Consider the following 22,332-nt stretch of genomic DNA (forward strand, 5'->3'; position numbering starts at 1 on the left):
ACCCTAAACCCCCCCCGCGCGGCGGCGCGGTGGTGCGCCCCCCGCCGCGCCGCGTTCACACAGGCCTCAGCGCCTGAATTTCAGTGTGATTCGTGACCCGGCTGTCCTACTGCAGCACTGAGGTCTGCAGGCCCTGGGCCTGGGACACGGAGCCCTGGCCGGGCAGCAGCAGAGCCATCATGCCGTGGAGCAGCACGCTTTGCGCCTGCGTGGCGGCGTGAAGGACATTGCCCTCCTCGTCGAGCACCATGCTTCTGCTGAGTCCGCTTCCGTATACGACCTTGGCCACGCGGGTGGTGGTGTCGTAGGTGTAGCTGATGGTCATCGCGGAGGCCTGGGTGCCGCACAACAGCACCGCGATCATCATCATGACGGGAACAAGGGCTTTACGACAGAGCTTCAACCAGCGGGGGGCGGGGTATGCCAACATAGTAAACCTCCAAAGGCACTTGCATGATGTCTGTCACCGACGATCCTTCCCGGGTTGAGGGCGGGCGGTCATGCCGCCGCGTCCGCATCCCGGCCGCCATGTGACGACGGGCATGAAGCACCCATCATGCCAAGCGCCCTTTGAAGTTCACCAACATGCTGATATCAAAACCCAACAACAAAAATCGCGCAAAGTTTTGCGCGATTATTCCTGCTGCTTTCCTTCACACCGTGAAGGGATTCCTTCACAGCTTGTTGGGCGAGAGTTCGCTGAGCCCGCTCCGTTTCCGGGAACCTGTCGCGTTCGCGGCAGGTTGGAGGCGCACCAGGGGCTGGGCGCCGCAAAGCCCGGGAGAAGGCCGCCGGACGGGGCTCCAGTTTTCGAGGGTATGATATTTGAGGCAGGCGGAAAAATTTCCGGAAAATAAATGAGGCCCCGATCAGGCCAGATGACCGTCCGGCAATGGAAAAGGCTCCCGGCAAAATGCCCGGGAGCCTCTGTGATGCAGGGTTTCCCCCATTCTCGGGAGGGGCCCGGTCGAGCCTACATGGTGTCCTTGGCCTTCATGGGAATCTTCAGCTTGGGATTGAGCTTCTTGGCGGCCTTGAAGTCGGCCTTGGCTTCGGCCGTTTTGTCCAGGGCCATGTTGCTCACACCGCGGTTGTAATAATACCCGGCAGTGATGATGCTCGGCTGGGACAGCTCGATGGCGCGGGTGAGGTCCTTCACGGCGGCTTCATGCTTGTTCAGCATGGCCAGGGCGCGAGCGCGGTTGTACAGCGTGCTCGCCACGTCCGGGCGCATCTCCAGTGCCTTGTCGAAATCCTTCACCGCCTCCGCGGGCATCTTGGTGTTGGAGTAGCAGACGCCCCTGTCGGCATAGGCGTTGGGCAGGACGTCCTTGCTGGTCTTGGGGTTATCGATGATGGCGGTCATGGCCTCCATGCCGGCCTTCCATTTGCGGGCATTCACGAGCTCCACGGCCTTGGCGTATTCCGCGCCCAGCTGCTGCTGCTCGGACGTCGCTCCTTTCTTCTTGGCTGCGAACGCTGGTGCTGCGCACACGCACACGGCCAGCACGAACAACAAGATGATCGACCTGTTTCTCATGTGGGTTCCTCCTGAGAGAGTGTTAGAGGGACTACCTTCAACATCTGCACAATTTAGCCCCCGGGGGCAAGCACTATTCCGTGCGGCAAAACGCCCGGACCGGGACTCCTCAATTGACCGGCCAGAAGCCCTGGCGTACAAGCCGAAGACAGCGCATCGGCCCACCGAGTTTTCCCATGCCAGTCCAGAACCTCTCCGCCACCATGACGCACGCCGCCATTCCCGGCGGCGTCGAGCTGCGCCTTTCCGGCCGCCTGGACGCCACCGGCGTGGCCCGGCTCTGGTCCAAAGCCGCGCAGCTGGCCGCCGGGCCGGGAACGAGCCTGCGCGTGGACGCCAGCGAGGTGAGCTTCTGCGACGGCTCGGGCCTGGCCCTGCTGCTGGAGCTGCGCCGCCAGGCCGAACAGCGCGGAGCGGTCTTCGCCCTCACCGGGCTGGATCAGCGCTTCCGCGTCCTATTCGAGCAGTTCTCGCCCGCGGACGTGGCCCCGCCCCCCGCTCCGCTCCAGCGTCCCAGCCTTGCAGAGGAGGTGGGGCGCAAGACCGCCGTGCTCCTGGAGGACATGGCCTCCATCGTGGCCTTCGTGGGCGAGTTCTGCGCGGCCTTCGCCGCCGCCCTGGCCAATCCGCGCCGGGTGCGCTGGCGCGACGCCCTGCACGTGGCCGAGACCGCCGGGGCCAACGCCCTGCCCATCATCGTGCTCATAGGCTTCCTCATGGGCCTCATCATGGCCTTCCAGTCCGCCATGCCGCTGCGCCGCTTCGGCGCGGAGATATTCGTGGCCAACCTGCTGGGCCTCTCCATGCTGCGGGAGCTCGGCCCCCTGGTCACGGCGATCATCCTGGCCGGGCGCTCCGGCTCGGCCTTCGCCGCCGAGCTCGGCACCATGAACGTCAACGAGGAGATCAGCGCCCTCAAGACCATGGGGCTGGACCCGGTGCGCTTCCTGGTGGTCACCCGGGTGGGCGCGGCCATGGCCGTCACCCCGCTGCTCACCATGTTCTTCAACCTGGCCGGGCTCATAGGCGGGGCCATGGTGATGCTCTCCCTGGGCTACCCCCTGGCTGCCTTCATCAACCAGGTGCAGATGGCCGTGCACCTCCCCGACCTGCTGGGGGGGCTGTTCAAGTCCTGCGCGTTCAGCCTGCTGGTCTGCGCCATCGGCTGCCAACGCGGGCTGCGCACCAGCGGCGGGGCCAGCTCCGTGGGCAGCGCCACCACCAGCGCAGTGGTGGCGGGCATCATCCTGGTGGCCGTGGCCGACGGCGTGTTCGCCGTGACCTTCTACTCCCTGGGCTGGTGATGGAAGCGCCCGCCGTCGTCGTCTCCAACCTGTGCGCCGGCTACGGCGGCGAGGCCGTGCTGCAGGGCGTGAGCTTCGAGGCCGCGCGGGGCGAGGTGACGGTGATTCTGGGTGGGTCGGGCTGCGGCAAGAGCACCCTGCTCAAGCACATGATCGGGCTGCACCAGCCCCTGAGCGGACACATATTCATTGAGGGGCGCGACATCACCACGGCCAGGGGACGGGAGCGCAAGCGCATCCTGCGCAGCTTCGGCGTGACCTACCAGTCCGGGGCGCTGTTCGGCTCGCTCACGCTCATGGAGAACGTCTGCCTGCCCCTGGAGGAGTTCACGCGCCTGCCCCTGGCCGCCCGCGAGGCTGTGGCCCGCGTGAAGCTGGCCCAGGTGGGGCTTTCCGGGGCGGAGCACAAGCTGCCTTCGGAGCTTTCCGGGGGAATGCAGAAGCGCGCGGCCATCGCCCGGGCCATGGCCCTGGACCCGGCCATCCTCTTCCTGGACGAGCCACAGGCCGGGCTCGACCCCGTGACCTCGGCCGGGCTGGACGAGCTGATCCTCTCGCTGTCGCGCAACCTGGGCATCACCTTCGTCATCGTCAGCCACGAGTTGGCAAGCATCTTCGCCATCGCGGACCAGGCCGTCATGCTCGACGCCCAGGCCAAGGGCATCATCGCGCAGGGGCCTCCGGCGCTCCTGCGGGACACGTCCGCGAACCCCAAAGTCCGGCAATTCTTCAACCGCACGCCGGCCACGGAGCCGTGAGGAAAGCATGAGCGCCCCGTCCAACTACTTCAAGCTGGGCCTGTTCGTCATAGGATCGGTCGCCCTGCTGATCATGGCCCTGATCTTTTTCGGCATAGGCGCCCTGCGCCAGGACAAGATCATGCTGGAGACCTACTTCAACGAGTCCGTGCAGGGCATCGACGTGGGCTCGCCCCTTAAATTCAAGGGCGTGAAGATCGGCTCCATCGAGCGGGTGCGCTTCGTGTTCAACAAGTACCACGACATCAAGGACGTGCCCTTCCGCTACGTGCTGGTGGAGATGGCCCTGGACCCGGGCACGCCGCTGGCCGGCGGCGGAGCTTCCGGCCTGCGCGAGGCCCTGGAGCGCGAGGTGGCCAACGGGCTGCGCATCCGCATCGCCCCCCAGGGGCTCACGGGCACGGCCTACCTGGAGATGGACTACGCCAGGAGCGGGGCAAGCAAGCCGCTGCCCATCGATTGGACCCCGCAATACCCCTACGTGCCCTCCTCCCCCAGCACCATCGCCCGCCTGGAGGAGACCTTCGAGACATTCTCCAAGCTGCTGCGCAAGATCGACGAGGCCGGGGTGGACCAGGCCGTGGGCAACATCAACTCCCTGCTGGTGGTGCTGCGCGAGGCCGTGAAGGACGCCAACGTCCCCGGGCTCACCGGCAACGTCAACTCGCTCATCCAGGACCTGCGCGGCACCAACCAGCAGCTCGCCGCCCTGATCGAAAGCAAGGAGGCCCGCGAGTCGCTGGCCAACCTGGGGCAGCTGTTGAACAACCTGAACGTCTCCACCCAGAACCTGCCCCAGGCCGTGTCCGACCTGCGCCGCTTCCTGCGGGAGCTTGGCCTGCTCATGGGCAGCCAGCGCGACGAGGTGCAGGAGCTGCTCCAGCAGGGCAAGCGCATGATGGAAAACCTCAACGACCTCACCGGCGACGCCAAGCGCAACCCCTCGCGCCTGATCTTCGGGGCCCCGCCGGCCAAGGTGCACCCGGAGAAGCGATGAGAACGCCGCTCAAAGCCCTGATCCTGTGCCTGGCGGCCGCGACGCTCGCGGCCTGCGCTTCCCCGCCCCTTTCCCGGCCGGCCCCGGACCGCAGGCTCTTCAACATCTCGGCCCAACGACCCGAGGCGGCCCCGGCCCCCAAGAACGCGCCCCTTGCAGCCACGGTGCTCAAGGTGCGCCCCCTGCAGATCAACCCGGCCTTCCAGGGCAAGGAGATGGTCTACCGCCTGGGCGACTCGCGCTTCGACTCGGACTACTACAACACGTTCTTCACGCAGCCCGCCCAGAACCTCACTGGCCAGGTGCGCCAGTGGCTCGCCCGCGCGGGCCTGTTCGGCAACGTGGTGGATTCGACCAGCCAGGTGGCGGACACCCACTTGCTGGAGGGCATGGTCAACGCCCTCTACGGAGACTTCACGGACAAGGGCGCGCCCAAGGCCGTGATGGAGGCCCAGTTCTTCCTGGTGGCCAACAAGGGGGACGCCTATACGGTGCTTTTCGAGAAGGATTACAGCAGGGTGGTGGCCTTCCAGCCGGGCGGCGGCGACGCGGCGGCCCTGGCCCAGGCCTACAACAAGGCTTTGGCGGAAATACTGGCGGAACTCGAAGCGGACATCCGGCAGGCGCTCAACTCCAGAAAGTGACTACCTTCTCGGGCGTCTCGCGCTCCTTGAGCACGCGCGCCCTGCCGCCCTCCACGCCAACGACCTTGGGTATCTGGCGGCTGTTGTAGCGCGACCACATGCCCAGGGTGTAGGCCCCGGCGTCACGGATCAAGATGAAGTCCCCCGGGGCCACCTCCGCCAGGGGGGCGGCACGGGCGGGGAAATCCCCGGAGAAGCACAGCGGCCCGGCCACGTGCCAATCCTCCACGGGGCCGGATTTGAGCGAGCCGTCCGGGTTGGCGGCGGCCACCTCGTGGTGCCACGTCTCCGGGGCGTAGCAGGGCCGCAAAAACATGTCCGCGCCCAGGTGGATCACCGCGGTGCGGTGCCCGGGCTGGCGCTTCACGTACTCCACGCGGCTCGCGGCCAGGCCCGCCCCGGCGAACACGGCCCGGCCGAACTCCGTGACAAGCTCCATCTCGCCCGTGAACAGCTCCGGGCAGCGCTGCCGCAGCAGGGCGGCGTAGTCCGCGAAGCCGGGAGCGGGATTGTCCGGGCGGTAGGTGGCGGGCAGGCCCCCGCCGATGTCGAAGCGACGGATGCGCCCCGGGCCGCAGGCGGCCTCGATCTCCGCGCGCAGGTCCAGCACGGCGCGCACGCCCGAGGCCATCAGCTCGAGCGGACACCCCTGGGAGCCCACGTGCAGGTGCAGGGCCCTGAGCCAGGGCCGGTCCGCGTAGGCTTTCACGATCTCGGCGCGCTTCTCGATGGGTTCCCCGAACTTGGAATAGTGCCCGGCCACGCTGGTGGCCTCTATGGCCCCCTGCCCCACCTGCGGGTTCACGCGCAGCCCCACGGGTCCCCTGGGTTTGGCGCCCGCCAGCAGCGCGTCCAGACGCTCAAGCTCCTGAAAGTTGTCCGCGTTGAGGCCCACGCCCAGCTCCAGGGCCTCGCTGATTTCGGCCACGGTCTTGGCCGGGGAGTCGAACACCACGCGCTCAGGCGGGCAGCCGCTGGCCAGGGCTATTCGCAGCTCCGGCAGGGATGCGGCCTCCAGGCCCGCCCCGGCGTCGGCCAGGCGGTCCAGCAGCCAGGGGAAAGGGGCGGCCTTCACGGCCACGGCGTGCAGGGTGGAGGCGGGGAAGGCCAGGTCCAGCTCCTGGAGGCGGGCGTCCAGGGCGTCCAGGTCGTAGAGCAGGACGGCGGTGTCCTCCCGGTCCAGCGCGCCCTGCTCCAGGGCGGCGCGGAGCAGGGCCGAGGCCCGCTCGAAAGGCGCGGCGGGCATCATCCGGCCTCGGTGTCGAAGGTGTAGCCCTTCTCGAAGAGCCGCACGCAGACGTCCACCGCTTCGGGGTCATACAGCTCGCCCCTGTTGTCGCAGATCTCCCCAAGGGCGCGGGCCAGGCCCAGGGCGGCGCGGTAGGGCCTGTGCGAGCTCATGGCCTCCACCACGTCGGCCACGGAGAGTATCTTGGATTCCGGGAGCAATTGGTCCGCGCGCAGGCCGGAGGGGTAGCCGGTGCCGTTGATGCGTTCGTGGTGCTCCAGAACCATGCGGGCCACGGGCCAGGGGAAGGGGATGTGCTCCAGGATTTCGTGGCCCACCTCGGCGTGGGTCTTGATCAGACCCATCTCGATGGAAGTGAGCGTCGAGGGCTTCGCCAGTATTTCCGCCGGGATGTATATCTTCCCGATGTCATGCAGCAGCCCCGCCACACGCAGGCCCCGCACCCGCTCCTCTTCGAGGCCCATTTCCTGGGCGATGGCGCAGGCCAGGGCCGAGACGCGCTGTTGGTGGCCGGCGGTGTAGGGGTCGCGCTTTTCGGCCGTGACCGCCAGCGCCGAGACCGTGGCCTCCAGCGTGCGGTTGAGCGAGGCCACATATTCGCGCATCCTGTACTCGGAGCGCACCCGCTCCGAGATGTCGCGGCACACCATGACGGTGCCGATGCGCGCGCCCCAGTCGTCCAGGATGGGGGAGACTGTGGCCTCTATGGGCAGCTCGTCGCCATCTCCGCCGGTCAGCTCGCAGGTGTGGCTGCCCGTGGCGGTCAGGGCGCATCCCTCCTGCCCGAATAGCTCCGGCACGGACTTGCCCACGGCCTGCTCCAGCGTGGTGCCGAGCATCTCCTCGGCCACGGGGTTGATGTACTGCACCAGCCCGGCCGGGCCGGTGGTGACCACCGCGTCGCCCAGGCTCTTGAGCGTGGTGCCCAGCCAGCGCTCGGAGAGCATCAGCTTGCAGTCGGTCTCGTACTTGTAGACCGCCATCTCGATGGTGGTCTGGAGCTCCCGGTCCTCGAAGGGCTTGATGATATACCCGAAAGGATTGGTGATCTTGGCCCGGGCCAGGGTCTGCTGGTCGGCGTAGGCCGTAAGGTAGACCACCGGAATGTCGAAATTCTCACGGATGAGGGTCGCGGCCTCTATGCCGTCCATGCCGCCGGGGAGCATGATGTCCATGAGGACCAGGTCCGGACGCATGTCGCCCGAGCGCGCCACCGCTTCTTCCCCGGTGCTCACCATGGCCACAACCTGATAGCCCAGGTGGGTCAGTCTGTTGCGGATGTCCAGGGCCACGATGGCTTCGTCCTCGACGACCAGGATGCGCCGACTCCCCATGTTGCCTCCTAGCCTGCGAGTTCCGAGAGCGCCCGGGCAAGGTCCGGATGCGTGAACGTGAAGCCCAGCTCGAGCAGCCGCGCGGGCACTGCCCTGCATCCGGCAAGAAAGACGTCGTCGGCCATTTCGCCGAAAACCAGGCGCAGCAGCGGCGCGGGTGCTGGCAGCCAGCACGGCCTGGAGAGAGCGGCCCCCAAGGCCCGGCAGAACTCCAGGTTGCTGGCGGTTTGCGGCGAGGCGAGGTTGAAGGGGCCGGAGGCGTCCTCCCGTTCCATCAGGAACATGATCGCCCGGACCTCGTCCTCGATGTGGATCCAGGGGAAGCCCTGGCTGCCGTCGCCCAGCGGCCCGCCCGCGAAGAATTTGAACTGCGGGAGCATCTTGGCCAGGATGCCGCCCTTTTCCCCGAGCACCAGCGCTGAGCGGATCACCGCGCGGCGCACGCCCAGGGCCTCCACTTGGGCGCTTGCGGCCTCCCACTGGCGGCATACCTCCGCCAGGAAGCCGCCCCCGGAAGGGTGCGACTCGTCCACGGCCGGATCGCGCGAATCTCCGTAGTAGCCCACGGCAGAGGCCTGCACCAGCACCCTGGGCAGCGCGCCGGAGTTCCGCGCCACGTGTTCCACGGCCTGGACCATGGCCCGGCCCGCATTCACCCGGCTTTCCAGGATGGCCCTTCTGCGCTTGGTTGTCCAGGGTCCGGCGGCCACGTTCTCACCGGTGAGGTTCACCAGAGCGCCCGCGCCGTCGGCCAGATGCCCCCAGCCGTGCGCCGTAAGCCCATCCCAGGTGACGAATTCAGGGCCTCCTGCCGCCGCGGGGCGCGCCGGCCCCCTGGTGAGCACCTGGACCCGCCAGCCCGAGGCCCCCAGCGCCGCGCACAAGGCCCTGCCGATGAATCCGCTCCCGCCGGCAACGATCACGCGTTTCGAACTCGCATCCATGTCCGTGCCCCTCTACGTATCGCCCGGCCCTTGGGTCGGGAGGCTCAATAGGAGAAGTCGAGTTGATACTTCACCGGCGGCACCAAGTCGAAATTCCAGAAGAAGACCGTGTTCTTCACCCACTCGGGCACCTCACGGCGCACCAGGCGGATCTCCAGTGAGAGCGAGTACGTGAAGCCCCGCTCCATCTGGCTCCATTCTCCCAGGTCCATGGAGAGGGTGCCCCAGGCCTCCTTCATGAGCAGGGCCACGTCGCGCCCGCGATAGTGCTCCTGGCGTTTGGAGGGCAGCACGATCTGGTAGGGCCCGCCCTCGTGGAGCACCAGCTCGCTGGACATCTCGGCGCGGGCCACGTCCTTGTTCCAGACGTAGTCCCGTTTGCGGCCCAGCACCGCCTTGCACTCCAGGGCCAGGACCTCGCCGCGCGTCAGAGCCTCGTGAACGGCCTCCTCGGCCTTGATGCCCAGCCCGAAGCGCACCTTCACGCGGCCTTCCTGGTTGTCCACCACCAGGTTGGTGAGCGTTATGCGCTGCGCGTGCGCCGTCCCGGGCCAGGCGGCAAGCCCGGACACCAGGAACAAGATGAGAAGCAGCACGATTCGGCGCATGAATATTCCCGCGGTTTTCTCTGGCGCAATCGCCCCCACTTTGCCTAACGCATGGTCCGGGCTTTGACAACAGCCATCGGCGGCGGTAGCCTCCCTGAACACGATGAATCGCTTGAAACTTTTGTTCGTGGGCGAGGCCAAGGCCCCCTGGGCCGCCGATGCCGCCCGCCACTACATCGAGGCCCTCTCGCGCTACGTGCGTTGCGAGGTGGTCTGCACCCGCGACATCAAGGACGCCAAGGACAAGGCCCAGCGCATGCGCCGCGAAGGCCAGGCCCTGCTGGGCTCCGTCACCGCGCGCGACCGGGTGATCGGGCTGGACGAGGGAGGCCGGGCCCACGGCTCCAAGGGGCTTTCAGCCAAGCTCTCCGCTTGGCTGGAGGACCCGGGCCGCGCCCCCTGCTTCGTGGTGGGCGGGCCGTTCGGCTTCAGCCCCGAGGTGCGCGAGCGTTTCGACGAGACCATGAGCCTGGGCCCCTACACCCTGCCCCACGATCTGGCCCGCGTGGTCCTGCTGGAGCAGCTCTACCGGGGCATGACCATATTGGCCAAACACCCATACCACCACGATTAGGCACGAATAGCCACGAATAAGGACACGCAGCCATGCCCATGTTCGACACGAAATATCTGGACAAGCTGGAAGCCTACTTCGCCTCGGGCGACCTGGAGATGGACTTCGAATACGCCGACGAGGAGAAGCGCGGGCGCATCCTGGATTTCCTGGAGAAGCTGATGAACCTGGCGGACCAGGCCGACGTGCTGGCCACCAAGCTCATCTTCAAGGATTCGCTTCAGGAGATGTTCGGCGAGAAGACCCAGCAATAGCCGGTGCGCCCCCGGCTGGGGTAGGCCCGCGCCTCGGCCAGGACGTAGCCGTGGGGGACGGGGCCGTCCGGCGCCTCCTCATTGGAGAAGACCACGACCAGGGGCAGCACCCCGCCACGCGCGTGCCGCGCGGCCGTGCCCAGGAACTCCCGCCAGGGCTGGAAGGCACGGGAGAGGCACACGTCCGCCTCGCGGCGCAGGGCCTCGCAGCGCCCCTCGAACACCTCGGTGCGCGGCAGGCGCATCATGGCCAGGCACTGCCGAAGGAAGGCCACGCGCTTGGCCCTGGGCTCGATGAGCACATAGGTGCCCGCCTGCCAGAACACGCGCAGCGGCACCCCCGGGATGCCCGCCCCGGCCCCGAAATCCAGGGTCACCGGGTTCCCGGGCAGGCTGAGCCCCGCCAGCAGGTCCGCCAGGTGCCAGCTGTCCGCCACCAGCTCCTCCAGCATGGCCCGCCAGCTGCGCGGGCCTACCAGATTGGTGCGGGCGTTCCATTTCTCAAGAAGGCCGAGATACATCGCGAGGGCCTGCGCCTGTGCTTCGTCCAGGGTCCGGCCCAAGTCCTGCGCGGCCTGGGCCACCTGCCGGGGATCGGGATTGCCATGCTCCATGCGCCGGGGTATGGCCCAAGAATTGACGCCCGTCAAAGGATGCTCTACCAACGCGGCGGACCGACACCGCCTGCAAGGAGCTTGCACCGTGACAACCACCCCCTGCGCTACAGCAGTTCTCTTCCCCGGACAGGGTTCCCAGGAAAAAGGCATGGGCCGCGACCTGGCCGAAGCCGACGCCGACAGCATGGAGCTGTGGAAGACCGCCGAGAAGGTCTCCGGCCTGAAGCTGCGCGACATATATTGGGACGGCGACGACGCCTCCATGGCCGACACCCGCAACCTCCAGCCCGCCATGACCGTGACCACCCTGAACCTCTGGCGCACGGTGGCCAGGAAGATTTCCCCCATGGGCATGGCCGGGCACAGCCTGGGCGAATACGCCGCCCTGGCCGCCGCAGGTGCGCTGCCCGCACCCCAGGTGCTGGAGCTGGTCAGCCTGCGCGGCAGGCTCATGGCCGAGGCCGGGGGCTCCGACGGGGCCATGGCCGCCATTCTCAAGGTCTCCCTGGCAGACGTGGAGTCCATCGTGGCCCGCGCCGCCGAAGCCACGGGCGGCACCCTGCTGGTGGCCAACTACAACACCCCCGGACAGTACGTGATTTCCGGCCGCAAGGACGCCGTGGACCAGGCCGCCGGGCTCTGCAAGGAAGTGAAGGGCCGGGCCATCCCCCTGGCGGTGAGCGGCGCGTTCCACTCCCCCATGATGGCCGAAGCCGCCGCCGAACTGGCCAAGGTGCTGGAGAAGGCCGACTGGCGCGCCCCCTCCGTGCCGGTGTACTGCAACGTCTCGGGCGCGGCTGAGGCCGATCCCATGGCGCTGAGGGGCCTGCTTTCCCGCCAGATGACCTCCTCCGTGCGCTGGATCGACACCGTCGGCGCGCTCTACGCCGGCGGCGCGCGCCACTTCGTGGAGCTTGGCCCCAAGGGCGTGCTGACCAAGATGGTCAAGCCCAACCTGGAGGGCAAGGACGACTTCACCGCCGTCTCCGTGGCCAGCCTGGAGGCCGCGCAGGCCTACCAGCCCTGCTGAGCAGGCCAGGCCGAAGATGACCGCAACCCCGCGCGCGGCCGGAGCCAACGCTCCCGCCGCGCGCACAACGTGAGCGCCCCAACGGGCATACAACGAGACACCGAGCACCATGCGCGCAATCACCCATCTCAAGTCGCTTCTGGAATCCATTCTCTCCGAAATGGGCGCACCCTGGCCCGAGAAGGCCACCATCGAGCCCCCCAAGGACAAGAAGTTCGGCGACATGGCCTGCAACGTGGCCATGCTCACGGCGGGGAAGCTTAACAAGAAGCCCCGCGACCTGGCCGAGGAGCTGCGCGCGGCCCTGCTGGCGGCCGACCCCTCGCTCTCCAAGGTGGAGGTGGCCGGGCCGGGCTTCCTCAACGTCACCTTCGCGCCCGCCTTCTGGCAGAGCACGGTGGCGCAGATTCTCGAAGAAGCCGACGCTTACGGCAAGCAGGATACGGGCAAGGGCCGCAAGGTGCAGGTGGAGTACGTGTCCGCCAACCCCACCGGCCCGCTGCACATCGGGCACGGGCGCGGCGCGGCCGTGGGCGACAGCCTGGCCAGGCTGCTTCGGGCCACCGGGCACGAAGTCTCCACCGAATATTACATCAACGACGCGGGCCGCCAGATGCGCCTTTTGGGCATGTCCATCTGGGTGCGCCTGCTGGAAGTGCTGGAGAAGCCTGTCACCTACCCCGAGGACTGGTACAAGGGCGACTACATCATCGACCTGGCCCGCGAGGTCATCGCCCTGCACGGGGCCGCCATCGCGGACATGGACCCCGAGAAGGCCCAGGACATCTGCTACGAGTACGGCATGAAGTCCATCCTGGACGGCATCAAGAAGGATCTGGCCGAGTTCCGCGTGGAGCACCAGGTCTGGTTCTCGGAGAAGTCCCTGGTGGCCGGGGGCGAGGTGGAATCCACCTTGGCCGAGCTGCACGAGAAGGGCCTGGCCTACGACCAGGAGGGCGCGCTCTGGATGGCCACCTCCCGCTTCGGGGACGACAAGGACCGCGTGCTGCGCAAGTCCACCGGGGAGCTGACCTATTTCGCCTCCGACATCGCCTACCACGCCAACAAGTACCGCCGGGGCTTCGACACCGTGGTGGACATCTGGGGCGCCGACCACCACGGCTACGTACCGCGCATGAAGGCCGCCGTGCAGGCCGTGGGCCGCGACCCCGAGGACCTCAAGGTCATCCTGGTGCAGCTGGTGAACCTGCTGCGCGGAGGCGAGCAGATCGCCATGTCCACGCGCGCGGGCCAGTTCGAGACCCTGGCCGACGTCTGCGCCGAGACGGGCGTTGACGCGGCGCGCTTCATGTTCCTCTCCCGCAAGTCCGACAGCCACCTGGACTTCGACCTGGAGCTGGTCAAGCAGCGCACCATGGACAACCCCGTCTATTACGTGCAGTACGCCCACGCCCGCATCTGCTCACTGTTCGCCAAGGCCGAAGAGCGCGGCGTGGCCATGCCCCAGCCCTCCCCGGAGCTGCTGGCCCGCCTGGACACCCCCGAAGACCTTGACCTGCTGCGCATGCTGGAGCAGTATCCCGACACCCTGGCCAGCGCCGCCCAGACCATGAGCCCCCACGTGGTGAGCTTTTACCTGCGCGAGCTGGCCGGCCTGCTGCACAGATACTATACGGCCCACCCGGTGCTGGCCGCTCCCGACCAGGAGCTCATGGCCGCGAGGATGCTCATCCTGGCGGCGGTGGCCCAGGTCGTGCGCAACGGCCTTGATCTGCTGGGTGTGGCCGCCCCGGAAAAAATGTAGACGGAGCATTGCATGAAGGTCGTGGACCGCATGAAGTCCCAGAAGACCCAGGACGAGGGCCCCCGCAAATTCGTCAAGGAATTCACGGTGTCGAGCCTGGTGTCCTACGGCGTGGTCGCCGTGTTGGGCATCATCTGGGTGTTCATCCTGGGCGTGCTGGTGGGGCGCGGCTACAAGCCGGAGAACGCCGTGCCGCAGGTGGCCCAGATCATGCCCTCGGCCCAGCCCCAGACCCAGCAGCCCGAGAACAAGGAGCCGCCGCAGGTGCTCAAGCCCGAGGAGCTGGCCTTCATGGACAGCCTTCAGGGCAAGAAGCCGCCCGAAACCGTCACGGTGGACTCCACCAAGAAACCCCAGGATCAGCCCGCGCAGGCCCATGCCGCGCCGGCCCAGGGAGTCGCGCCCACGCCCTCCACCCTGGAGAAGCCCCCCGCCCCCCTGCCCAAGGGACAGGTGGCCACGGCCCCGGCCCAGCCGGACAAGAAGGCCGCCCCCATGGACGCGGGCAAGCACAAGGACGAGAAGGCCGCCAAGGCCAAGGATGAGAAGCCCGCCAAGGCCAAAGACGAGAGAACGGCCAAAGGCAAGGAAGAGAAGGCAGCCAAGGCCGACGGCGGGACGCTGCGCTGCGTCTACCAGCTGGCCTCCATGGACAAGAAGAGTCAGGCGCAGGAGGAAGCCGACCGCTTCGCCAAGAAGGGCCTGAAAACTTCCGTGCAGGAGGCCCACGTTGGCGGAAAGACCGTCTGGCGGGTGGTGACGACGCTCAAGGGCACCGAGTCCGAGATCAAATCCTCCCTGGATAAGGCTGGCGCAAAAAAGCCTATACTTCGCGAGAAAAAAAACTTATGAGACGGCTCCCCCGCTAGCGGGGAGGCTCTCCCATGGAGGACGATGAATGTTCGGACAAACGTTTGTCCCGACCAAGGCTTTTTTTACCAAGGGCATTGGCCGTCACAAAAATAAGCTGCAGTCTTTCGAGCTGGCCCTGCGCGACGCAGGCATCGAGAAACTGAACCTGGTCTATGTGTCGAGCATATACCCGCCCAACTGCACCCTTTTGACCATGGAAGAGGGCGTGACGCTGCTCAACCCTGGGCAGATCACCTTCTGCGTCATGGCCCGCAACGCCACCGACGAGAAGGGACGCCTGGTCGGCTCCGCCGTGGGCATGGCCTTCCCCGCCAGCAAGGACCACTACGGCTACATCTCCGAGCATACCGCCTTCGGTAAGGAAGAGAAGGAAATCGGCGACTTCGCCGAGGACCTGGCCTCCACCATGCTGGCCACCACCATGGGCATCGACTTCGACCCCGAGTCCGCCTATGACGAACGCCGCGAGATCTACATGATGTCCGGCAAGATCATCGAATCCACCTCGCTGCCCAGCGTCACGCAGGGCAGGAGCGGCATGTGGACCACCACCATCTCCGCGGTGGTCTTCCTGCCCTAGGCTCAGGCAACCCATTAAGCGACGACGCCCCGCACACGCGGGGCGTTTTCGTTTGGAGCGCGCAGCCATGAAAACCGCCCTCTGCCTGCTGAACGCCGCCTGGGTCGCCCTGGCCCGCCTGGGCCGCCTGACCCCGCTGGGGCGGCTGGCCCGGCCAAAGACCTCGGCCCAGTTCCGCCCGGCCGAGGACGGCGCAGCCAGGAGCTGCCAAGCCGGGAACGGCCCTGGTGCGGATGGTCATCCTGGCTTCGCTTCAGGCCAGGGCGGCACACCCAAAACCGGCACGAGGGCGTTCGGCCCTCCCGGCCCCGTCACGGACCACTTCGACGGCAAGCGCTTCCGCAACCCCTGGGGGGACGCCGAGCGCTCCTTCCCGGACCTGCTGCGCTGGATGTTCTCGCGCGGGTCCGTGCCGTGGCCCGCGCGGGTGCCCGTCCGGGTGCGCCACGTCCCGCCGGAGCGCGTGCACGGCCTGGGTTTGCGCGTCACTGTGGTGGGCCACGCCACCGTGCTCATCCAGACCGGAGGAGTGAACATCCTCACCGACCCTGTCTGGTCGGAACGCGCAGGGCCGCTGGGCGTGTTCGGGCCGAAGCGCGCGCGAAAGCCGGGCCTGCCCCTGGAGGCGCTGCCGCCCATCGACGCGGTGCTCGTCACCCACAACCACTACGACCACCTGGATTTGGGCACTCTGGCCCGGCTGCAGCGCCTGCACGCGCCGCGATTCATCTCGCCGCTGGGCAACTGCGGGCTCATGGCGAAGGGGAGCGGGGGCATGGACTGCACCGAGCTGGACTGGTGGCAGTCCGTGGAGCTGGCCCCCGGGGTGCGGGTGCACGCCGCGCCCGCGCACCATTGGTCGGCCAGGGGGATATTGGATCGGCGCGACGCCCTGTGGGGCTCGTTCGTGATCGAGGCCCCCGGCGGACCTGTCGCCTTCTTCGGGGACACGGGCTACGGCGAGGGCCAGGTGTTCCGGCTCATCAGGGAGAAATTCGGGGACATGCGGCTGGCGCTCCTGCCCATCGGGGCCTACGAGCCCAGGTGGTTCATGTCCGGGGCGCACATGAACCCGGAGGAGGCCGTGCTGGCCATGCGGGACCTGGGCGCGCGGCAGGCGCTGGCCCTGCACCACGGGGTGTTCAAGCTCACCGACGAAGGGATCGACCAGCCGCGGATAGATTTGCGGGCGGCGGTGGAGAAACATGGGGTGGAGGAAGGGATGTTTTTGACGCCGGAAGTGGGGGAAAGTATGGAGGTCGCTACACTTTCCACCCCATTTTCATAATGACGGCGCGTCTGTCGATTTGCACGCCATGAATTCGTGCTAGATTAATAAGACCAGCACTTTAAATTCCTATCGCCATTATTAGTTGACAACTTGCCGCTCCGCATGCTGCGTCTTTTCAAGACAACCCAGCATGTCGTCCATATTCCTGCAATCCTCCCGTGCTCAAACCCCGAGGACCAGCGTGACATATTTGATGATCAGAACGAAATACCGCGCGGAAATAGCTGTAACTTTCTACCTCATTTCCACGTTGTTGTTGCTCATGGCAGTGATATGGAGATACGCAATTCTTACACTTTGGGGTTTCCTGTGTGTTGGCAGCGTTCTTGAATACCTCATCATTAGATGCCCAAACTGCGGAAACCGGCCATACCGCTTCTGGCAAACTTTGCCCAAAGTTTGTAGGTGTTGCGGATGGGATTTAAGCCAAAGGCATCCGGCGGGCAGTTAAAAATTTACATTCAACAGTCTACCATTCGACTAGTCTCCAATAACCCTCCATTGCCCCCGGGCCGTGTTTTAGGTATCCCGCCCGGATGACGGCCAAACAACGCGCCCCCATTATTTTCGAGCGCCTGCGCGTTCGCTACCCCTCTACCGTCCCTGCGCTGGACCACCACAACGCCTGGGAGCTGCTTGTGGCCACCGTGCTGGCCGCCCAGTGCACCGACGCCCGCGTGAACATGGTCACCCCGGTGCTCTTCTCGCGCTGGCCCGGCCCGGCGGACATCGCTAGCGCCAGCCAGGAGGACGTGGAGGAGGTCGTGCGCTCCACGGGATTCTTCCGCAACAAGGCCAAGAACCTGATCGCGGCGGGCAAGCGCGTCACCGAGCACTTCGGCGGGGAGGTCCCCCGCAACATGGCCGAGCTGACCACCCTGCCCGGCGTGGCCCGCAAGACGGCCAACATCGTGCTCTCCAACAGCTTCGGCATCCACGAGGGCATCGCGGTGGACACCCACGTGACCCGCCTGGCCTTCCGACTGGGCCTCACCCAATCGGACGACCCGGTGAAGATCGAGCGCGACCTGATGCCCCTCTACCCCCGTGAGCACTGGGGCGAGATCAACCACCTGCTGGTCTATTTCGGACGCGAGGTCTGCGACGCGCGCAAGCCCAAATGCCCCGAATGCGAACTATCCGACATCTGCCCGAAAAACGGCGTGAACCCCAAATAGCGATATCCATGAGCACACCCGGTACTTTCGTCCTCAATGCCCAGGACGGCCCCGCCCGCCTGGGCGAGCTGCACACCGCCCACGGGGTGGTGCGCACTCCCGCCTTCATGCCCGTGGGCACCCTGGGCACCGTGAAATCCCTTTGCCCGCAGGACCTGCGCGAGGCGGGCTCCCAGATCATCCTGGGCAACACCTACCACCTCTACCTGCGCCCCGGCGACGAACTGGTGGCCCGGCGCGGCGGCCTGCACACGTTCATGCGCTGGGACGGCCCCATCCTCACCGACTCTGGCGGGTTCCAGGTGTTCTCGCTCTCCTCGCTGCGCAAGCTGACCCCGGACGGGGTGGAGTTCCGCTCCCACCTGGACGGCTCCAAGCATTTCTTCTCTCCGGAGAAGGTGTTGGACATCCAGCGCAACCTGGGCTCGGACGTCATGATGGTGCTGGACGAGTGCGTGCCCTACGGCGCGGACCACGCCTACACCGAGAAATCCCTGGACCTGACCCACGCCTGGGCCCAACGCTCCCGCGAGAACCACGAGCCGGGGCGGGGCGGCCAGCTGCTCTTCGGCATCGTGCAGGGCGGCTTCTTCAAGGACCTGCGCGAGCGCTCCGCCGAGGCCATCTGCTCCATGGGCTTCGAGGGCCACGCCATCGGCGGGCTCTCCGTTGGCGAATCCACGGCCGAGATGTACGAGCTCATGGCCCACACCGCCCCGCTGCTGCCGACCGAAAAGCCCCGCTACCTCATGGGCGTGGGCAAACCCCTGGACATTCTGGAGGGCATCGCCAACGGCATCGACATGTTCGACTGCGTGCTGCCCACCCGCAACGCCCGCACGGGCACGCTGTTCACCAGCCAGGGGCAGCTGAACATCAAGCGCGCCGAGTTCAAGGAGGACGACTCCCCCCTGGACCCGCAGTGCACCTGCTACACCTGCCGCACCTTCTCCCGCGCGTATCTGCGCCACCTCTTCGTGGCCCAGGAGCTTTTGAGCTACCGGCTCAACTCCATCCACAACGTGCACTTCTTCCTGGAGCTCACGCGCGGCGCCCGCGAGGCCATCGCCCAGGGCGGCTTCGAGGCCTACCACGCGCACTGGCGGGGCGTGTTCGGCGGGGGGGCTGCGTGAAGCGCCACGCCCTGCGCGCGGCATTCCACGTGGCGGAGCACCTGCTGCTGGCGGGCGCCCTGGCCGCCGTGGCCCTGCTGCTCACCGCCGGGTACTGGCTGCAGACCGGGGACACGCCCGAGCACTCGGACGCCATGGTGGTGCTGGGCGGCGACTTCCTGCGCCCCATCTACGCGGCGGAGCTTTTCCAGCTGGGCATGGCTGACAAGGTCTACGTGGGCCGCACCCACCGCAAGCCGGGCGAGCGCGCCCTGGACCAGAACCTGGTGGCCTACCCCCGCGAGGAGGAGGTCTACCGGTCGGTGCTGCGCAAGAAGGGAGTGCCCGCCACGGCCATCGAGTACTACGGGGACGACCTGCTCTCCACCGTGCAGGAGGCCGAGGCCCTGCAGGCGCAGATAGGCCCCGGGCCGGGCAAGCTGCTGGTGGTCACGTCGCCCTGGCACGTTAGGCGCGCGCGCATGATCTTCAAGGATGTGCTTCCCGGCTGGGAGATCCGCGTGGCCGGGGTCCCGCAGGAGGCGCTGCGCACCGCCTGGTGGAGCGGGCAGGAGTCCGCCCGGATGGTGATGCTGGAGTTCCCCAAGACGATCTACTATCTGCTGGGGGGCAGGTTCCGCTCCTCCCAGACTCCCGCCAACTAAGCCCTACCCGGCCATCCCGGCCAGTATCTCCTGGGCTGCCCCCTGCTCCAGGGGCCTTGCGTGCAGGTAGCCCTGCTGCAGGCCGCAGCCCAGTTCCACCAGAAGCTCGCTCTGCCGGCGCGTCTCCACGCCTTCGGCCACCACGTCCAGCCCCAAAGCCTGGGACATGGTCACGATGGCCTTGACCACCGCCAGGTTGGCCGGGCTCTGCTCCATGGACATGACGATGGAGAGGTCGATCTTCAGGTCGGAGACGGGCAGGCGCGTCATGAGCGCCAGGTTGGAGTAGCCCGTGCCGAAATCGTCGATGGAGAGCCGCACCCCCATGCGGGAGATTTCCCGCAGGCGCTCCACGGCCTGGGGACTGCTGTCCATGATCGCGGTCTCGGTGATCTCCAGGTGCAGTTGGCCGGGCCTGAGGCAGTAGCGGTCGATAACCTCCCGGACCAGGCCGAAGAAGCCCGGGTCGCCCAACTGCCTGGGGGACACGTTCACGGAGAGGAAGACCTCCTCGCTGGCGGGCAGCGAGCCGCGCCACTGGGCCAGGGTGCGGCAGGCCGTCTCCAGCACCCAGCGCCCCAGCTTGACGATGAGCCCCGTCTCCTCGGCGGTGCGGATGAACTCGACGGGCGATATGTCCCCGCGCTCGGGGTGCCGCCAGCGGCAGAGCACCTCGAAGCCCACGACGCGGTCGCCCTGTCCCGCGTCCACGATGGGCTGGAAGGCCAGGCGCATCTGGCCGTCGGCCAGGGCCAGGGGCAGCTCCTGCTCCAGGAAGCGCACGGCGTTGATGTTCTCCAGCAGGCGCTTGGTGAACACCTTGGGCCACTTCTTGCGCGACTCCTTGGCGTTGTGCATGGCCAGGTTGGCGTTGCGGATCAGCTCGTCCGGGGTGGACAGGGGGCCGGGGTTGATCTCGATGCCGATGGAGGCGCTGGTGGAGACCGTCATGCCGTCCACGCGCACCGGGGCCTCCAGGGCGTTGAACAGCCGGAAGGCCAGGCGCACGGCCTCCCGCGCGGAGGCGATGCCCCGCACCAGCACGATGAACTCGTCCCCCCCGTAGCGGGCCAGGGTGTCCCCTTCGCGCAGAATCCCGCGGAACCTGGTGGAGACTTCCCTCAGGATGGCGTCACCCGCCGCGTGGCCCAGGCTGTCGTTGATGACCTTGAAGCGGTTGAGGTCAACAAAGAGCACGGCGAAGCGCTCCCCGGGGTTTCGCTTGCACCAGGCCAGGGCCTGCCCGATGCGGTCCAGCAGCAGGGTCCTGTTGGCGAGCCCGGTCAGGGGGTCGTGCAGGGCCATGTGGCGCAGGCGCTCCTCCATGGCGTAGCGCTCTGTGATGTCGCGCCCTTCGGCGATGAAGAGCACGGGCTCGCCCGCGTCGTTCATGACGGCCTTGAGGGTGAAATCCACGTGGAGGAGCCGGCCGGCCGGACCGCAATGGGTCGTCTCGAAGCGAATCAGGTCCCCGGCGGCGGCCTCCTTGACGGACTGGCGCATCTGGAGCTGTTTCTTGGGGTCGTCGCTCCACCAGGGGGTGTTCCAGAAGTACTGGCCGCGCACATCCTCGATGCTCACCCCTGCCGTAGCCAGCGCGGCGGGGTTGGCCGCGATGATCCTGCCGTCGGGGCTGAGCAGCGCGAACAGCTCCAGGGAGTGGTCGAACATGGTGCGGAACTTCTGCTCGCTCTCGCGCAGGGCCGCCTCCGCCGCCCGGCGCTCTCCGTCGCGGCGCAGCAGGTTCTCGGCCATCTCGTCGAAGGTCCTCGCCAGCATGCCCAGCTCGCCGCCGAGCGAGTCCAGCCCCGTCCGGGCCGACAGGTCGCCCCCGCCCAGGCGCCGGGCCGCGCCCACCAGCCTGGAGGCCGGGCCGCCCAGGCTGTAGCGCCCCAGCACGAAGGCCAGAGCCAGCGACACAGCCGCCGCACAGCCGAGAAACGTCAGGTTGCGCAGGAAGCTGCGTTCGCTGCGTTCCTGCAGGTCTGCCTCCGGGATGGCCAGGATGAGCGTGGCGTAGAACGGCCCCGCGTCGGTGAGGGAGAGCCGCTTGAAGAAGAAGCGGCGGAGCTTGTTGTCCGCGCCTACGTCGGTGAACTCGCCGGAGAAGCCCCCCTGGTCCAGGCGGGCGATGATGTTGGCCGCGATGGGAGTGCCCTCGGGCAGACTGGGCAGGGCCGGGCGGCGCATGAGCCGTATGCCTTTGTTGTCCGCCAGCACCACCGCCGTGCCCTTGGGCAGCTGGATGCGGTCCAGGTACTGTTCCGGCAGGACCATGCGCAGCGTCGCGATGACCGCCCCGTCGAAGCGCCCCTCCTTGTCGAAGCGGGGCAGCGCGAAGTGGAAGGACGGCTGGCTGGTGCTTATGCTGTAGGCAAACTCGCCCGCGCTGAAGCCCATTGTTTCGTGCAGGGTGGTCCAGTAGAGCCGCTCCGCCACCGAGGCCCCCGGGGGGAACGGCTTCGCTCCGGCACGCAGGATGCCATCCTTGTCCGCCACGGCGAATGTCAGATATTCGTTGTTGGATTGCAGGAACTCGCGCAGCACCTGGTTCTGCTGCTCCACGTCGTCCGGGTCGACGGACTTCAGGATGGAGTCGATGGCTGTGAGCAGATGCTTTGTCTTGTCGGACATCTGCCGCTGCATGACCACGACGGCTTCGGATACGTTATACAGATCCTGCAGGGTGTCCCGCGTGAAGTACTCGACCTGTTCGATGGAGATGAGGAAGACAAGGAAGAGTGCAGGAGCCGCAGCGACGCCCGCCACGAAATAGAGCCCGCGGCCGATATGCCCCGTCAGGAGAGAACGGCGGGTCAAGGAGGCGATTCGGCCGGTTCGGGACATCATGAATCCTGGGACAGCTGTATGACACAGGCGGATGCGGATTCGCCGCAACCGGTTTCCAAGCCTCGAGAAGTAGTCCGAATGCCATGCAAAATTCTTCCCAAGGCATAGCCAATACGCCACCCGAAATCCAGCCTGAAAACCGGCCTTCGCCGTTTCATTCCGCCG

22 protein-coding genes are annotated in these 22,332 nt (G+C 67.0%); 14 read left to right on the forward strand and 8 right to left on the reverse strand.

The features are described from left to right. Nucleotides 1–106 precede the first annotated feature (106 nt). A complete protein-coding gene (locus MLE18_RS12325) occupies nt 107–430 on the reverse strand; it encodes a hypothetical protein (protein WP_243439104.1) in 324 nt (107 codons plus the stop codon). Nucleotides 431–973: 543 nt separating this feature from the next. Beyond that, on the reverse strand, nt 974–1,540 hold the full coding sequence (locus MLE18_RS12330; protein WP_243439105.1) for a tetratricopeptide repeat protein: 567 nt from the start codon (nt 1,538–1,540) through the stop codon (nt 974–976). 176 nt (nt 1,541–1,716) lie between these two features. On the opposite strand from MLE18_RS12330, the gene MLE18_RS12335 reads away from it, so the two are divergent. From MLE18_RS12335 to MLE18_RS12350, 4 genes are read left to right on the forward strand one after another with little or no spacing between them, the layout of a single operon-like run. Continuing rightward, complete coding sequence (locus tag MLE18_RS12335; protein ID WP_243439106.1) at nt 1,717–2,844, forward strand: ABC transporter permease; 1,128 nt, start codon at nt 1,717–1,719, stop codon at nt 2,842–2,844. After that, nucleotides 2,844–3,602: an ABC transporter ATP-binding protein gene (locus tag MLE18_RS12340; protein ID WP_243439107.1), complete on the forward strand. Its 759-nt coding sequence runs from the start codon at nt 2,844–2,846 to the stop codon at nt 3,600–3,602. Before MLE18_RS12335 ends, MLE18_RS12340 begins: the two co-directional genes overlap by 1 nt. A 7-nt stretch (nt 3,603–3,609) precedes the next feature. Further along, the gene (locus MLE18_RS12345) at nt 3,610–4,599 is read left to right on the forward strand and encodes an MlaD family protein (protein WP_243439108.1); all 990 of its coding nucleotides are present in this window, start codon (nt 3,610–3,612) and stop codon (nt 4,597–4,599) included. Further along, nucleotides 4,596–5,243, forward strand: a complete 648-nt coding sequence (locus MLE18_RS12350) for an ABC-type transport auxiliary lipoprotein family protein (RefSeq protein WP_243439109.1) — start codon at nt 4,596–4,598, stop codon at nt 5,241–5,243. The genes MLE18_RS12345 and MLE18_RS12350 overlap by 4 nt, the downstream gene beginning before the upstream one ends. Here MLE18_RS12350 and MLE18_RS12355 read toward each other — a convergent pair. From MLE18_RS12355 to MLE18_RS12370, 4 genes are read right to left on the reverse strand one after another with little or no spacing between them, the layout of a single operon-like run. Beyond that, nucleotides 5,227–6,489, reverse strand: a complete 1,263-nt coding sequence (locus MLE18_RS12355; RefSeq protein WP_243439110.1) for a type III PLP-dependent enzyme domain-containing protein — start codon at nt 6,487–6,489, stop codon at nt 5,227–5,229. The genes MLE18_RS12350 and MLE18_RS12355 overlap by 17 nt on opposite strands. After that, nucleotides 6,489–7,826 carry an HD domain-containing phosphohydrolase gene (locus MLE18_RS12360; protein ID WP_243439111.1) on the reverse strand — a complete coding sequence of 446 codons (1,338 nt, stop codon included), beginning with the start codon at nt 7,824–7,826 and terminating at the stop codon, nt 6,489–6,491. The genes MLE18_RS12355 and MLE18_RS12360 overlap by 1 nt, the downstream gene beginning before the upstream one ends. Nucleotides 7,827–7,834: 8 nt before the next feature. Further along, entirely contained in the window at nt 7,835–8,770 is a 936-nt protein-coding gene (locus MLE18_RS12365) for a TIGR01777 family oxidoreductase (protein WP_243439112.1), read from the reverse strand. Nucleotides 8,771–8,814: 44 nt separating this feature from the next. Continuing rightward, nucleotides 8,815–9,378: a DUF4390 domain-containing protein gene (locus MLE18_RS12370; protein ID WP_243439113.1), complete on the reverse strand. Its 564-nt coding sequence runs from the start codon at nt 9,376–9,378 to the stop codon at nt 8,815–8,817. 103 nt (nt 9,379–9,481) lie between these two features. On the opposite strand from MLE18_RS12370, the gene MLE18_RS12375 reads away from it, so the two are divergent. Beyond that, complete coding sequence (locus tag MLE18_RS12375; RefSeq protein ID WP_243439114.1) at nt 9,482–9,952, forward strand: 23S rRNA (pseudouridine(1915)-N(3))-methyltransferase RlmH; 471 nt, start codon at nt 9,482–9,484, stop codon at nt 9,950–9,952. Nucleotides 9,953–9,984: 32 nt separating this feature from the next. Next, nucleotides 9,985–10,206 carry a hypothetical protein gene (locus MLE18_RS12380; protein ID WP_336605582.1) on the forward strand — a complete coding sequence of 74 codons (222 nt, stop codon included), beginning with the start codon at nt 9,985–9,987 and terminating at the stop codon, nt 10,204–10,206. On the opposite strand, the gene MLE18_RS12385 is transcribed toward MLE18_RS12380, so the two are convergent. Beyond that, a complete protein-coding gene (locus MLE18_RS12385) occupies nt 10,173–10,820 on the reverse strand; it encodes a 16S rRNA (guanine(527)-N(7))-methyltransferase RsmG (RefSeq protein ID WP_243439115.1) in 648 nt (215 codons plus the stop codon). The genes MLE18_RS12380 and MLE18_RS12385 overlap by 34 nt on opposite strands. A gap of 151 nt (nt 10,821–10,971) precedes the next feature. Between MLE18_RS12385 and MLE18_RS12390 the strand changes: the two genes are divergently transcribed. From MLE18_RS12390 to MLE18_RS12425, 8 genes are all read left to right on the forward strand, one after another. Then, nucleotides 10,972–11,853 (forward strand): ACP S-malonyltransferase, encoded by an 882-nt coding sequence (locus MLE18_RS12390; RefSeq protein WP_243439116.1) that lies wholly within the window; start codon nt 10,972–10,974, stop codon nt 11,851–11,853. A 109-nt stretch (nt 11,854–11,962) separates the two neighbouring features. Beyond that, nucleotides 11,963–13,618: an arginine--tRNA ligase gene (gene argS / locus MLE18_RS12395; RefSeq protein ID WP_243439117.1), complete on the forward strand. Its 1,656-nt coding sequence runs from the start codon at nt 11,963–11,965 to the stop codon at nt 13,616–13,618. A gap of 12 nt (nt 13,619–13,630) precedes the next feature. Further along, a complete protein-coding gene (locus MLE18_RS12400) occupies nt 13,631–14,470 on the forward strand; it encodes an SPOR domain-containing protein (protein ID WP_243439118.1) in 840 nt (279 codons plus the stop codon). Between the two features lie 46 nt (nt 14,471–14,516). Beyond that, nucleotides 14,517–15,071: a pyruvoyl-dependent arginine decarboxylase gene (locus tag MLE18_RS12405; protein WP_243310635.1), complete on the forward strand. Its 555-nt coding sequence runs from the start codon at nt 14,517–14,519 to the stop codon at nt 15,069–15,071. Between the two features lie 67 nt (nt 15,072–15,138). Then, nucleotides 15,139–16,359 (forward strand): MBL fold metallo-hydrolase, encoded by a 1,221-nt coding sequence (locus tag MLE18_RS12410; protein WP_243439119.1) that lies wholly within the window; start codon nt 15,139–15,141, stop codon nt 16,357–16,359. A 539-nt stretch (nt 16,360–16,898) separates the two neighbouring features. After that, nucleotides 16,899–17,540 carry an endonuclease III gene (gene nth, locus MLE18_RS12415; protein ID WP_243439120.1) on the forward strand — a complete coding sequence of 214 codons (642 nt, stop codon included), beginning with the start codon at nt 16,899–16,901 and terminating at the stop codon, nt 17,538–17,540. An 8-nt stretch (nt 17,541–17,548) separates the two neighbouring features. Continuing rightward, nucleotides 17,549–18,673 carry a tRNA guanosine(34) transglycosylase Tgt gene (tgt, locus tag MLE18_RS12420; RefSeq protein WP_243439121.1) on the forward strand — a complete coding sequence of 375 codons (1,125 nt, stop codon included), beginning with the start codon at nt 17,549–17,551 and terminating at the stop codon, nt 18,671–18,673. Then, the gene (locus tag MLE18_RS12425; protein WP_243439122.1) at nt 18,670–19,317 is read left to right on the forward strand and encodes a YdcF family protein; all 648 of its coding nucleotides are present in this window, start codon (nt 18,670–18,672) and stop codon (nt 19,315–19,317) included. Before tgt ends, MLE18_RS12425 begins: the two co-directional genes overlap by 4 nt. Nucleotides 19,318–19,320: 3 nt before the next feature. Here the strand turns inward: MLE18_RS12425 and MLE18_RS12430 are convergent, their stop codons facing one another. Then, nucleotides 19,321–22,137, reverse strand: a complete 2,817-nt coding sequence (locus tag MLE18_RS12430) for a bifunctional diguanylate cyclase/phosphodiesterase (protein ID WP_243439123.1) — start codon at nt 22,135–22,137, stop codon at nt 19,321–19,323. Between the last annotated feature and the right edge of the window lie 195 nt (nt 22,138–22,332).

This window comes from Fundidesulfovibrio soli (assembly GCF_022808695.1).
GTDB lineage: Bacteria > Desulfobacterota > Desulfovibrionia > Desulfovibrionales > Desulfovibrionaceae > Fundidesulfovibrio > Fundidesulfovibrio soli.

Excerpts from the sequence above, each read along its gene's own strand:
- MLE18_RS12325 (WP_243439104.1), bottom strand. The coding sequence starts at position 430 with ATGTTGGCATACCCCGCCCCCCGCTGGTTGAAGCTCTGTCGTAAAGCC.
- MLE18_RS12330 (WP_243439105.1), bottom strand. The coding sequence starts at position 1,540 with ATGAGAAACAGGTCGATCATCTTGTTGTTCGTGCTGGCCGTGTGCGTG.
- MLE18_RS12335 (WP_243439106.1), top strand. The coding sequence starts at position 1,717 with ATGCCAGTCCAGAACCTCTCCGCCACCATGACGCACGCCGCCATTCCC.
- MLE18_RS12340 (WP_243439107.1), top strand. The coding sequence starts at position 2,844 with ATGGAAGCGCCCGCCGTCGTCGTCTCCAACCTGTGCGCCGGCTACGGC.
- MLE18_RS12345 (WP_243439108.1), top strand. The coding sequence starts at position 3,610 with ATGAGCGCCCCGTCCAACTACTTCAAGCTGGGCCTGTTCGTCATAGGA.
- MLE18_RS12350 (WP_243439109.1), top strand. The coding sequence starts at position 4,596 with ATGAGAACGCCGCTCAAAGCCCTGATCCTGTGCCTGGCGGCCGCGACG.
- MLE18_RS12355 (WP_243439110.1), bottom strand. The coding sequence starts at position 6,489 with ATGCCCGCCGCGCCTTTCGAGCGGGCCTCGGCCCTGCTCCGCGCCGCC.
- MLE18_RS12360 (WP_243439111.1), bottom strand. The coding sequence starts at position 7,826 with ATGGGGAGTCGGCGCATCCTGGTCGTCGAGGACGAAGCCATCGTGGCC.
- MLE18_RS12365 (WP_243439112.1), bottom strand. The coding sequence starts at position 8,770 with ATGGATGCGAGTTCGAAACGCGTGATCGTTGCCGGCGGGAGCGGATTC.
- MLE18_RS12370 (WP_243439113.1), bottom strand. The coding sequence starts at position 9,378 with ATGCGCCGAATCGTGCTGCTTCTCATCTTGTTCCTGGTGTCCGGGCTT.
- MLE18_RS12375 (WP_243439114.1), top strand. The coding sequence starts at position 9,482 with ATGAATCGCTTGAAACTTTTGTTCGTGGGCGAGGCCAAGGCCCCCTGG.
- MLE18_RS12380 (WP_336605582.1), top strand. The coding sequence starts at position 9,985 with ATGCCCATGTTCGACACGAAATATCTGGACAAGCTGGAAGCCTACTTC.
- MLE18_RS12385 (WP_243439115.1), bottom strand. The coding sequence starts at position 10,820 with ATGGAGCATGGCAATCCCGATCCCCGGCAGGTGGCCCAGGCCGCGCAG.
- MLE18_RS12390 (WP_243439116.1), top strand. The coding sequence starts at position 10,972 with ATGGGCCGCGACCTGGCCGAAGCCGACGCCGACAGCATGGAGCTGTGG.
- argS (WP_243439117.1), top strand. The coding sequence starts at position 11,963 with ATGCGCGCAATCACCCATCTCAAGTCGCTTCTGGAATCCATTCTCTCC.
- MLE18_RS12400 (WP_243439118.1), top strand. The coding sequence starts at position 13,631 with ATGAAGGTCGTGGACCGCATGAAGTCCCAGAAGACCCAGGACGAGGGC.
- MLE18_RS12405 (WP_243310635.1), top strand. The coding sequence starts at position 14,517 with ATGTTCGGACAAACGTTTGTCCCGACCAAGGCTTTTTTTACCAAGGGC.
- MLE18_RS12410 (WP_243439119.1), top strand. The coding sequence starts at position 15,139 with ATGAAAACCGCCCTCTGCCTGCTGAACGCCGCCTGGGTCGCCCTGGCC.
- nth (WP_243439120.1), top strand. The coding sequence starts at position 16,899 with ATGACGGCCAAACAACGCGCCCCCATTATTTTCGAGCGCCTGCGCGTT.
- tgt (WP_243439121.1), top strand. The coding sequence starts at position 17,549 with ATGAGCACACCCGGTACTTTCGTCCTCAATGCCCAGGACGGCCCCGCC.